At 61.7% G+C, this 11,893-nt stretch carries 9 protein-coding genes; 2 read left to right on the top strand and 7 right to left on the bottom strand.

Annotated elements, in window-relative coordinates:
* Positions 1–17: 17 nt before the first annotated feature.
* Positions 18–1,058 (top strand): hypothetical protein, encoded by a 1,041-nt coding sequence (locus tag B7X90_RS00695; protein ID WP_292620800.1) that lies wholly within the window; start codon positions 18–20, stop codon positions 1,056–1,058.
* A gap of 124 nt (positions 1,059–1,182) precedes the next feature.
* The gene (locus B7X90_RS00690) at positions 1,183–2,277 is read left to right on the top strand and encodes a helix-turn-helix transcriptional regulator (RefSeq protein WP_292620799.1); all 1,095 of its coding nucleotides are present in this window, start codon (positions 1,183–1,185) and stop codon (positions 2,275–2,277) included.
* A gap of 65 nt (positions 2,278–2,342) precedes the next feature.
* Here B7X90_RS00690 and B7X90_RS00685 read toward each other — a convergent pair whose 3' ends face one another.
* The 7 genes from B7X90_RS00685 to B7X90_RS00655 form a co-directional block, all read right to left on the bottom strand.
* A complete protein-coding gene (locus B7X90_RS00685; protein WP_292620798.1) occupies positions 2,343–4,538 on the bottom strand; it encodes a TonB-dependent receptor in 2,196 nt (731 codons plus the stop codon).
* 52 nt (positions 4,539–4,590) lie between these two features.
* Positions 4,591–5,826 carry a serine hydrolase gene (locus tag B7X90_RS00680; RefSeq protein WP_292620797.1) on the bottom strand — a complete coding sequence of 412 codons (1,236 nt, stop codon included), beginning with the start codon at positions 5,824–5,826 and terminating at the stop codon, positions 4,591–4,593.
* Positions 5,827–5,995: 169 nt separating this feature from the next.
* A complete protein-coding gene (locus B7X90_RS00675; RefSeq protein WP_292620796.1) occupies positions 5,996–7,588 on the bottom strand; it encodes an MFS transporter in 1,593 nt (530 codons plus the stop codon).
* Positions 7,589–7,738: 150 nt separating this feature from the next.
* Positions 7,739–8,794 (bottom strand): amidohydrolase family protein, encoded by a 1,056-nt coding sequence (locus B7X90_RS00670; RefSeq protein ID WP_292620795.1) that lies wholly within the window; start codon positions 8,792–8,794, stop codon positions 7,739–7,741.
* A gap of 37 nt (positions 8,795–8,831) precedes the next feature.
* On the bottom strand, positions 8,832–9,506 hold the full coding sequence (locus B7X90_RS00665; RefSeq protein ID WP_292620794.1) for a DUF2490 domain-containing protein: 675 nt from the start codon (positions 9,504–9,506) through the stop codon (positions 8,832–8,834).
* Positions 9,507–9,594: 88 nt separating this feature from the next.
* On the bottom strand, positions 9,595–11,025 hold the full coding sequence (locus B7X90_RS00660) for an NAD-dependent succinate-semialdehyde dehydrogenase (protein ID WP_292620793.1): 1,431 nt from the start codon (positions 11,023–11,025) through the stop codon (positions 9,595–9,597).
* A 62-nt stretch (positions 11,026–11,087) separates the two neighbouring features.
* Positions 11,088–11,828: a nuclear transport factor 2 family protein gene (locus B7X90_RS00655; RefSeq protein WP_292620792.1), complete on the bottom strand. Its 741-nt coding sequence runs from the start codon at positions 11,826–11,828 to the stop codon at positions 11,088–11,090.
* Positions 11,829–11,893: the final 65 nt, after the last annotated feature.

The following is an 11,893-nucleotide window of genomic DNA, read 5'->3' as shown; positions in this document are numbered from 1 at the left end:
AACGAGGAGACTTTGCCATGAAAAGACAACTTCCTGCCCGTTTGACAATGGCCGCATTGGCCCTGTCCGTGGCCTCGTTGCCGCTGCAAGGTTGTGCTGCGCAATCCGCCAGTGATGGCGGCGTAGGACAAACTGGCCCCGCCACTCCGGCGCAAGGTGCAGCCATGCCGCCAGAGATCGCTGCCATGGAAGCACACTTTGCCGCATACCGCGCCATGCCCGATACGCCGGGGACAGGTGCTTATCCCGCAACGAAGCAGGTCGATCCGCGCCTGCCCGATCACACCGTCTATCGTCCGGCTGATCTTGTAAAAGTTGGCAAGAATGGCCTGGCCATCGTTGGATGGGGCAATGGTGGCTGTGCCAATGATGGGGCGAGTGACAGACTGCATCTGCTTGAAATCGCGTCACACGGCTACATCGTGATCGCTCCGGGCGCGATCAAAAGCGGGCCAGGCGTGGCCAAGCAGCCCACCTTTGAACCGGGCCGCGCGTTGGGGGCCGATACCACTGCGCAACAGGTGATGCAGGGTATCGAATGGGCAATTGCCGAGAATGATCGTCCCGAAAGCCCCTATTACCAGAAGCTTGATCCTTCGCGCATTGCCGTGTCCGGCTATAGCTGTGGTGGCGTGCAGGCGCTTTCATTGGCGTCTGACCCGCGCGTGAAGGCAGTGGTGATCCACAACAGCGGCCTGTTTCCCGATGGCGTTAATCCCATCGCGGGGGTGACGACCTCAAAAAGCTGGCTGTCACGCCTGCACACGCCGGTAGTCTATATCGAAGGCGGCAAAAGCGACATCGCCTATGGCAATGGCATGGATGACTTTTCGCGAATCACCCATGTTCCGGCCATGATGCTGAACCTTGATGTTGGCCACGGCGGCACGTTCCATCAGCCCAACGGTGGGCTGGCCGCAATGGCCGCGGTAAACTGGCTCGAATGGCAACTGCGCGGCTCTGCCAAAGCGGCAAAGCTGTTTGAAGGCACCGATTGCGTGCTTTGCAGCGATCCGCGCTGGACCGTCGAACGCAAGAACTGGCCGCCACAACGCTGATGCCTTGCCGCCCGATGCGATGAAACTGAACGCGATGTCGCGCCTTATCCCAATATAGGCTAAGGAGACCTCAGTCCGGGCAGCAAAGCATCGGGTGCATCAGGGTGAGGAGCGCTGGCAGGCGGTGAACGACAACGACCTGATTGCTGCAATGTATGGCGCGGTCAGCGAGGAGGCGCGTTGGACCGAAGTGCTTGACGCCATCAAGTTGCGGCTGGGTGTTGCCAGCGCCGTTTTCCAGCGCCTTGTTGCCGACCGGGACGATTTGATCCCGGTGATCAGCCTTCGCGACACATGGTCGACGCAAGAGGCGCCCCGCCACGATGCATGGGCCAACTCCCCGCTCAATCCCCGGTTTCGCCGTGAAACCGAGCCGCGGGGGCAGGATGAAATCGAAAGCGACCAGCGCTGCCTTGCGCTTAGCGCAACAGACCGGGAAACCTTGAAGCACGGGCTGGCAGCGTGTGGCCTCGGTGCAGGCTTCTGGCTTGGCTGCCGGACCGCACCGGGCGAGCACGCAACCATGATCTTTCATCGCCACGCCGGTGACGAGCGTGACATGACCGACGCGGACCTGCACTTCATGAACCTGCTTATGCCGCATTTCCGGCAACTCTCGCGGCTTCTCACAAGCCTTGCGGGATATGAGGCGCGGCTGTCGGTGGCAGAGGCGTTCATGGATTCGACCAGTCTGGCGTTGGTCGCCTGCGACATGGACCTGGGGGTGCATTGGATGAATGCTGCCGCCGAACGGCTTGTCCATGCACTGCCGCAGGTAGAGCAAGTAGGCGGCAGGCTGCGCTTCCGATCGAACGATGGCATGGCCGTGGTCCGAGAGGTGATCCACGGACAGCGTGGCGATACCTGCCGGGTGGAGGGGGATGAGCCCGCCGAAGTGCTGCATCTGCGCGTCTTGCGCCGCGATGCTGCTGACAAGCGGCGCTGGGGCCGGAATCTCGCGCTGATTGCGTTGTGTTCTCCGGGCACAGCGCCCCGGATCAACGCCGCTGAAGTGGCGGATCTGTTCGGCCTCACCATGGCAGAGGCGACGCTGACCACGCACCTTGTTGGCGGGATGACGGTAAAGGACTTCGCAGCGCATCGCGGAATTGCCGAAGGCACAGCCCGGATGCAGCTCAAAAGCGCGCTGACGAAGGCTGGTGTGGGGCGGCAGGCCGATCTGGTCCGGCAGGTGTGCCAGTCGCTCGCCCGGTTGTGAAAATCTGAAACCGCGTTTCGGATCAGAAGGGCCGAAGCAGATCATCCCGCTCCGGCCCTTTGCCATCAGAAGGTCACGTTCAGCTTGACGCCATATTCACGCGGCGCGCCGTAAAACTCGTTCGAGTTGAGTTGGCCGGTGACATATTCCTTGTTCGTCAGGTTCGTGCCCCAAGCCTCGATCCGCAGCCTTTCGTTGAGCTTGAGCGTGACGATGGCCGACAGCAGCCCACGCGGATTGAGCCGGTCCGAGAGCGGTGAATAGCCAATGTAGGTGAACTGTTCACCGACATAGGCATAGTTCACGCGCGGTGTCAGTGACGCCTCTCCGCCCAGCGGAATTTCGTATTCCACGCCGCCGCCCCAGGTCCAGCGCGGAGCATAGAGGTTCGGCCCGCCGCCAGTGGTCTGGATGAACGGCGCATAGTCGAAGCAGAACGGTGGCGAGGACGGCGTGCCTGCGGGGCACTGCGGCCCAAGATTCCCACCATCCAAAGGACGCGTGTTGACGAAGGTTACGCTGGCCAGGTCGGAATCCACAAAGGCGACGTTGGCATCGAAACCGAAGCCCCCGAAGCGCCCCTGCACTTGCGCTTCCACGCCCTTGATCTTGACGGTCGAGATGTTTTCGACGCCGCCAAACCCGGTGGTGGGTTCTACCACGTTGAACTGGAAGTTGCTGTACTGGTTGTAAAAGGCGCTGATCTGGGTGCGGATGCGGTTGCGCAGGAAGGCTGATTTCCACCCTGCTTCATAGCTGATCACGCGTTCTGGATCGAAGTTCGACGTGGGCGAATTGAACCCGCCCGGCTTGTAGCCACGTGCGACCAGTGCATAGAGCAAGTTGTCGGGATCAACCTTCCAGTTGAGCGCGAACTTGCCGGTGGCGAGCGAATCCTTGTGGCTGCCGGCCAGTGAGGCGACCGCAAGGCCGCCCGGCGGGAACCCCGGAATGCCGTTGCCAATCCTCACGTCACCATAACCGGTGGCCTTGTAGGTCGAATAGCGCGCGCCGAGCTGCGCTTCGAGACCGGGGACAATCTCGTAGTTGCCTTGCGCGAACAGCCCGGTGGTGGTGCGCTGGTTGCCGCCGACGATGTCGGTCGGGAAGCCAACCTGATTCTGCAGAATGCTGATCGCGATATCGTTGCGCTGGAAGTAGCCACCGAGAATCCAGTCGAACCGGCCCTGGGTGGGGGAGATGATGTTGATTTCCTGCGTGTAGACCTTCTCGCCGGCGAAGTAGTTTTCAGAGATGGACCCTCGATAGTTCGGATCGGGTACGGGCGGCGTCGTTGAAGCATCAATATCGTTCAGGGCATTGATGCGCTTGTTCTGATAGCCCGTTACCGAACGCAGGACGATGCCGCTGTCGAGTTCCTGCCGCAGCTCGAGACTCGCCTGGAATGCACGCTCACGGTTGGCGACCGGCGTATCGAAGCTGATCGAGCGGATATCGCCCACGCGGTAATCAGCATAAGGCGTACCGACGATCGGACGATAGGCATAACCGCCAGTATCGCGATCGTTGAACGAGACCTTGGCCACGGCCTGGAATGATCCCGGATTCCACATCGCGGTGAACCGGCCGCCGCCTTCGCGCAGCTTACCGGCGTTGTTGTTGACCGGGCCGACGCTGTTGTAGAAGCTGTCGCGGTTGCGGTAGAAACCAGCCGCGCGGAAACCGAAAGTGTCGGAAACCGGCAGGTTCACCGCCGCTTCTGACTGCACCGACCCGTAATTGCCGCCGCCAAACACGGCATAGCCGCCAAGTCCTTCGCCCAGCAGCGGATTTTGCGTGTTGATGAAGATCGCACCGCCGGTGGAGTTGGAACCGACCAGCGTGCCCTGCGGCCCGCGCAGAACTTCGACGCTGGCAAGATCGTAGAAGCTGTTGGCCTGCACGATCGGCGGCTGAAACAGTCCATCGACATACGTGGCAACGCCCGCAGTTACGCTCGGCGAATTGCTGGCAAGGCCGATGCCGCGAATGTTGATCGACTGGGTGATGCCACCGTCAGAAATCGACAGCGCCGGGCTGGCGTTCTGCAAGTCGGCAAGGCTGGTCACCGCCTTGTCGGCCAGCGCGCTTGCATCAAACGCGGTGGCCGAGACGGCAACATCCTGAAGCTTTTCCTTGCGACGCTGCGCAGTGACGATGATCTCGCCAAGGCCTTCGTCGGTGACGGTGGCATCGTTGGCGGCCGCGTCCTGCGATTGCGCCATTGCGATGCCCGGTTGGGCTGCGAGGGCAAGAGCCAACGCTCCTCCCAGCATGGATTGTGTTTTCAAATTATCCTCCCGTTTTTATTGATTAGTCTTTTGGTGCCCAAGCCGAGGCAGCAGCAAGGAATGCCGCAGTTTCTGGCGCCGCAGCGCTTTGCTCCGGCGGGAAATAGCTGAGCTTTACCACCACGGTGCGGGTGGCCGGATCGATGTGGACGAACTGCCCCTGCAACCCGAGAGCCGCATAGGCGGGCGAGTTTGGCGTGGTCCACCACTGGTAGCCATAGCCACCCATCATGCCATCCTCGGCACCTGCCGGAACTTGCGCCGCCTTGACCCAATCAGCGCTGACCACGCGCTTGCCATTGGCCATGCCGTCGTTGAGCATCATCTGCCCGAAACGCGCCCAATCGCGCAGCGTTGCGTTGAAGCCCGCACCGCTGAATTCACGCCCCGTTCCAGGCTGCCCATCCATGATGTAGAACCCGTCCGCCTCGGTGCCGAGCGGCTCCCACAGCTTGCGCGCGGTGTAGGCGGCAACCGAACCACCACTCACCCGCTCGATCAGCCAGCCCAGGACCGCCGTGTCGATGGTCTTGTAGGCAAAGACCTCGCCCGGTTTCGACTTGCGCTTGATCGTGCGCGCCGTGTCGGCGAAACGCGCCACGTTCTTGACCAGTGCGTTGATGTGATTGCTGGCCGCAATGCCCGGATTGGCAAAGTCGTAGCGCTCTTCATAATCCACGCCGGAACGCATCTGCAGGATCTGGCGGATGGTGACACCGTCATAGCCGCCGCCTTTCAGCTCGGGCAGGTAGCGGGTGATCTGGTCATCAAGCGAAGCGATCAGCCCCTCTTCCAACGCAGCGCCAACCAGCGTCGAGGTGATCGACTTGGTCATCGACCAGCCCATAAAACGCGTGCGCTCGTTCGATCCGTTGCGATATATCTCGGTGACGATCCGCCCGTCTTTCATGATCAGAAGCGCGTTGGTGTAAGTCCGCTCAAGCGCCTGTTCAGCCGTCCAGGTCTTCCCGCCGAAGGAATAGGTGAAATCCATCGGGCGTTCGACCTTGGGAAAGGTCCAGACATCACCCGAATGGGCCACCGTGCGCGTGGTGAACAGCTGGTCCATGTTGCGGAAGGTGAAACTGTTCACGTCCGCATCGTTCATGTGCCAGCGCATGACCTGCGTTGCCACGGGCACTTCGGACGGAGCGCCGGATTGCAGCTGGGCGGGCAGCTGCTGCTGTGCCTGAACCGCCGTTGGCAATGCCAGCAGGCCTGCAAGCACCCCCGTGGTCAGACGAATTGCAAAAGTCATATCGCGCCATCTCCCTGCAGACGGCTCTCAATGGCCGACCTCGGGAGACGTGTGCGCCATAGCAGCAAGGCGCGCATGAACCATTTGGTATATGCGATAACAATTTTCTAATTTGGTGGCTGCTCAGATCGGATTGCGTGTAATGGTCTAACAGTGGTCGGAGAGCGCTCTAGGCAGCGCGCACCAGCAGCGCTCCCTCATCCCTCTCTGCCCGGCGCGCGATCAGCACCATCAGCACGGCAATCGGAATGGCCACTACATTGATCGACAGCATGGCGGTTCGCAGACTGCCGGTCGCATCGGACAGCAAGCCTACCACGTAAGGCCCGATGCCCATGCCCAGAATGGTCATCACCAGCAGATAGAGGCTTGCCGTAAGCCCGCGCATCCGGGGCAGCACCTGATCGTACATGATCGCGTATAGCGGCGGCATCCACCCGGTCAGGATGAAGCTGTAAGGCACAAACCGCGCGTAGAAGCTTCCAGCGTCCGGCGCGTAATAGACCCAGAACGACATGATGGGCGAAATCGCCATCGCAAACAGCGCGACCCACGCCCTGCCACCGCCGGGGAATCGCTGGTTGAGCCAATCTGATAGCGGCCCCCACACCAGCGGGCCGATAATGCCAATTGCTGCCGAAAGCAGCCCGAATTGCAGCGCAGTTTCCTGCATCGACAGGCCATAGCTGCGGATCAGAAAACTGGGATTGAAGGCCATCAAGCCATAGTTGATCACTGATTGCAGCGTGCCGACGGCAATGCACATCATCACCGTGGGCGACCGGGAAATCACGCGGAAGGCTTGGGCATCGCCCAGCTTCATGCCCTGCATAAGGTTGATGATCACAAACACGCCAAGCCCGATGACAGACCACTGCAAGACATGCGGATTGATCGAAACCGCGCCGATCGCCATCGCAGGCTTGGGGCTCACAGCCGTGCTGATCGCCGCGAGCAGAAACGCTGCAATCACGATCCCGACCAGTGCCAGGAGATTGCCACGCACCATGCCCGCGTTCGCGCCCCGGCCCTTCATGCCGATCCAGTGGAACCCCGGCGTAACCGAGCCGAGCAGCGCAAGACTGGCGCGGAACGGGTGCGGATCGCGCGGTGTCTCGATCCCGTCCATCTGGCCGCGCACCGGCTCACGCAGGGTCCACAGGAATGCCGCCAGAATGAAGCCCGGTGCAGCCGCCACCAGAAAGGCGAACTGCCAGCCCTTCAGCCCGAAAGGCGCCGTGCCCGCCGCATAGGCCGCGTCCCATTCATACGCCGCCACGCCGCCCAGCACCAGCGATCCGCCCAGCCCCAGTGCGATGGCCGAGGCCATGACCGACATCACGAAGCCGCGCCTATGTTTGGGCCAGAAATCGAAGATCAGCGATGTGCCCGCAGGCTGCGTCGCCGCCTCGCCAATCCCTACGCCAAGGCGCGACAGGGCCAGCATGGCAAAGCTGGATGCAAAGCCTGCCAGCCCTGTGGCCGCAGACCAGAACAGCAGGCTGATCGCCAGCAGGCGCGTGCGAATCCACCCATCGGCCAATCGCCCCACCGGCAGCGAGAACAGTGCATAGAACAGTGCAAAGACAGTGCCGTAGAGCAGCCCCATTTCGGCATCGCCGATGTTCAGATCCTTCTTGATCGCAGGCGCAAGAATGGCCAAAATCTGCCGGTCGAGCAGGCTCATCGCGTTGGTCAGTGCGACGAGTATGAGCGCGTACCATGCTCCCGGTGCAAGGCTGCGGCGCGGCTGCGTGGTCATCGGCTCTCCCGTCATCGTATTCTCAATGCGGCCAACAAAAGCCCCTCCTCCCCCGCGAAGGCGGGGGCCTCAGGCCGATTCAGCCAGCGTTCCGTAACAACCCCGAGGTCCCCGCCTGCGCGGGGACGCACGGTGCTGCTTGTCCAAGGCCTAAAGCTTGAACCACTTCTCGGCATTCGTCTGGAAGAACTTCTTCTTCGTTTCAGCGCTCATGTCCATGGAATCCATGTCGCGCACTTCCTGCGCCAGATATTGATAGGGATAGTCCATCGCGTACATCACGCGGTCTTCACCCATAACCTGCTGGCAGAACTTGATCGCAGGCTCCCATGCCATGCCCGAATTGGTGACCAGCACATTGGTCTGCATGTATTCGGCAATGGTCTTCTTGAGCGGCTTCATCCGCTCATACCGCTGCGAACGCACACCCGCTTGGTGCATGTAATCGAGCCGGTAGAGCCAGTACGGCAGCGCTTCGCCCATGTGGCCGACCATGATCTGCAGGCTGGGGTATTTGTCGAAAATGCCGATGGTAATCAGGCGCAGCAGGTGCATCCCCGTCTCCACCCCAAAGCCGAAGATCGCGCCGTCCAACCCCGATTCCAGCATCGGCGCGATCATGGAATCCGGCGGTGTGGCCGGGTGAATGTACAGTGGCTGGTCCATGTCTACGAGAGCGCGGAAAATCGGATCGTAGAACTCTTCGTCCAGATAGCGCCCCTGCGTGTGGCTGTTGATCTGGATGCCCTTGAAGCCCAGCTCGGTCGCCCCGCGCCGGATTTCCTGCGCCGACCATTCCGGGTCTTGCGGCGCCACAGTGCCCATGCCGATGAAGCGGTCCTGGTGCTTCTCGCAGGCCTGCGCCAGCATATCGTTGGCACGGGTAGCGATACCCTTGGCTTCTGCAACGTCGAGCAGCGGCTGCACGCCCGGCGATGTCAGCGCAAGGATCGCCTTGTCGATGCCCGTCGCGTCCATATCGGCCAGACGGCGCTCGCCCAGATCGAGCAGCCGTTCCATGATCTGCATCGCGCGTTCGGATGGCGACGTGGCATAGAAGCCCCAGAGCGAGACCATCCCCTTGTCCGCTGTACCATCGCGGATCATGCGCAGATAGGCGTCGATGATCTCCTGCGTGGCAAAGGCTTCTTCAGTGGCGATGCGTAAATAGCCGCGATCCCCGCCGGTTTTTAGATCATGTGTCATGCAGGCCTCCTTCCCGGGAAGGGCAGCCTGCGCCCCGTCACCTGCGAATGGTGAGTGCAAGGCTGCCGATGTGATTCATGCGATCGGGCGCATTGAACCGGTTGACGTATTGGCCAGAATATCCGGCCTCCAAGGCAATGCCGCGTGCCAGCGGGACACCCACGCCGCCGAATACGCGCAGCTGGTCGAACCCGGCGCGCTGGCCCCAGGTTGTTGTATCGAGATTGACGAAAGGTTCGGCCCAGGCAATCGCACTCACGCCCGCCCTCGTCGGCACATCCACCCGCACCATCTGCCGCACACGCCAGCCCATGTCGGATCGGCCCTCCAGCCAGCGTTGCTCCAGCCGGGTACGGCCTGTGACAGTGACCTTTCCGGGCTTTCCAGCGATCCGCACCAGCGCTTGCTGGAACATGCGATGCTCGTCGGTCGGTGTGCCGGTCAGCGGCTCCGTCCGCACATAGGCATAGCCCACAAACAGCGTATCGCTCGGCGTGATGCGATAGCCCACCGCCGGGCGCAGCAACACCTGTCCCAGCCGGTCTGCACCGTCCGTCAGCCGAAACTGCACGTCGGAAAACAGCAGAACCTTGTCGCCCACCTCGATGGTCGAGAATTGGGCCAGCCACACCTGCTCGTCCTCCTGCGCCGCAAAAGCGGGGAGCGACAGCAGCAGACTGGCAGCCGCCAGCAGGAAACGCGACGGGCTCATGATAGGCTCCGAAACTACAGAATTGGCCCCGGGGGGCTAATCCCGCTTCGTTTCCCTGAAGTGTCCCGATCATGTCAATGCCTGACCATCAGCCTTCATGCACGGCCTTGGTCACAAGGCAGGCCATCACGCCTTCCGGCCCGTCTTCTGCCCCGTGGCCCGACCATTTGACCCCGCCAAACGGCGCATCCGCTCCGCCGATCATCGTGGTATTGAGGCCCAGCATTCCGGTCTCGATCTCGCGCGCAAGGCGCTTCTGCCGCGCCGCACTGTCGGTCCAGGCATAGGCGGCAAGGCCATATGGCAGGCGGTTGGCCTCGGCCACCATCGCTTCCTCTCCGCCATAGGGGTTGATCATCACGACCGGGCCGAAGGGCTCCTCGTTCATGATCGCGGCATCCAGCGGCACTTCGGACAGGACGCTGGGGGTATAGAAATACCCGGCATTGCCAATGCGCTCCCCACCGATGTGCAAGGTTGCGCCGTGCGACTTGGCATCGGCAATCAGGCGGTCCATCGCTTCGGGACGGCGGGCATTGGCCATCGGCCCCATCTGCATGCCATCCTCAAGGCCATTGCCAACCTTGATCCGGGAAGCCCGCTCGACAAAGCCATCGCGGAAGCGCTCGAACACGTTCTCATCAACGATGAAGCGCGTCGGCGAAACGCAGACCTGGCCTGCATTGCGGAACTTCGATGTGACCATGGTATCGAGCGCCTTGTCGATATCGGCATCGCCGAACACCAGCACCGGCCCATGCCCGCCCAGTTCCATGGTGGTGCGCAGCATGTTGTCCGCCGCCAACCGCATCAGATGCTTGCCCACCACGGTTGACCCTGTGAAGGACAGCTTGCGGATGATCGGGGAGCCAAGCAGATGGCGGCTAACTTCATCCGGCACACCGAACACGGCCTGCGCCACTTCCTTGGGCAGACCCGCATCCAGCAGGCACTGAAGCACGCCCAAGGCCGATGCAGGTGTCTCTTCCGCCGCCTTCAAGATCACCGAGCAGCCTGCCGCAATCGGAGCGCCCAATTTCCGCCCCGGATTGCCCAGCGGAAAGTTCCACGGCGCAAACGCAGCAACCGGACCCACCGGTTCATGCATCACCGTGCTGCGCTGCCCCGCCGGGCGCACCAGTGTACGTCCATAAAGGCGGAACACTTCGCCCGCGTAGAAATTGAACAGGCCGACGTTCATCATCACTTCGACGCGCGCTTCGGGCAGGGTCTTTCCCTCTTCCAGCACAGCAATGCGTGCCAGATCTTCCTGCCGTTCCAGCATGAGCCGCGCCGCGCCCTGCAACACGGCGGCGCGCTGCTGTGGCGTGCTGTCGCGCCAGATGCGAAAGCCTTTGGCGGCGACTTCAAGCGCGCGATCAAGGTCAGCCGCTTCTGCCAGCGGCAGTTCGCCAATGGTTTCGCCGGTGGCGGGATTGACGACTGCATGGGTGCGACGACTGCCACCGCTCACCCGTTCGCCATCGATCATCATGTAGAGCGCAGGATACTGGGTCATGTCTGTTCCATCAGGTTTGCGAGCAGGGCGCCGGGAGGGTGTGGCGCCCTACCCGCAACTCTTTACTTCGCCGCGTTCTCGCGGTCGATATCACCCTGCCAACGCTGGGGGATCATCTCTTTGCCGGTCACCGGATGCTTCATGTGGAAAGCGTTGACCTTGTGCGTAGGCCATAGCCAGTGCCCTTCAAGCAGTTCGTCTGGGCCGGTCGGGTCGGTCGGGTAGGTGACCTTGGGGAAAGGCACATATTCAGGCGGCGTGTTGGCCCAGCCGGATTCGAAATCGCCGTGCCAGATCGGCATGTAGTTCAGGATGTGCATCCGCCACACGCCATCCACCTTCTTGTAGGTGTTCTCGTAGATGCCGCCTTCCCACCATTGGCGGGCCTTCAGATGCGGGGCATCGCCCTCATAATCCTTGTGCCGCCCGGCCTGCATCATCGAGCGGGCGCGGCCCAGCGCGGTTACGCCGTCGGGCTGGATGTTGATGATGTCCTGCATCTGCGGGTGATCGAGCAGGAAGCCGTCGATCGGGCCGTTGTTGCCGTATGTGAAGCGCTTCTGAAAGCGTTCGACATAAAGGCGGCGCACGCCTTCCTTGCCTTTCCATACGCCGCCGAAGAAGCGCACTTCGCCATCGTCGGTCCACAGGTCCACCGTCTCGTTATACATGCACTTGTCGATCAGGTAGCCGTAGAGATGCTGCAGCTTGCGGATGTCCAGTTCGTCCTCGCGGACGGTCAGGCGCGTTTCAAGGTCGTTCAGGCGCGCTTCGAGCGCGGCAATCTGGTTGGTATCGGACACGTCCAGCTCCCATGTTATTTAGTTTGTGTTACTAACTAAATGCGCGACATGGCCGGGCCTGTCAA

Source organism: Novosphingobium sp. 17-62-19 (assembly GCF_002256775.1).
Lineage (GTDB): Bacteria > Pseudomonadota > Alphaproteobacteria > Sphingomonadales > Sphingomonadaceae > Novosphingobium.
The sequence above is the reverse complement of the archived record's forward strand: the minus strand, read 5'-3'. Positions and strand labels throughout refer to the sequence as shown.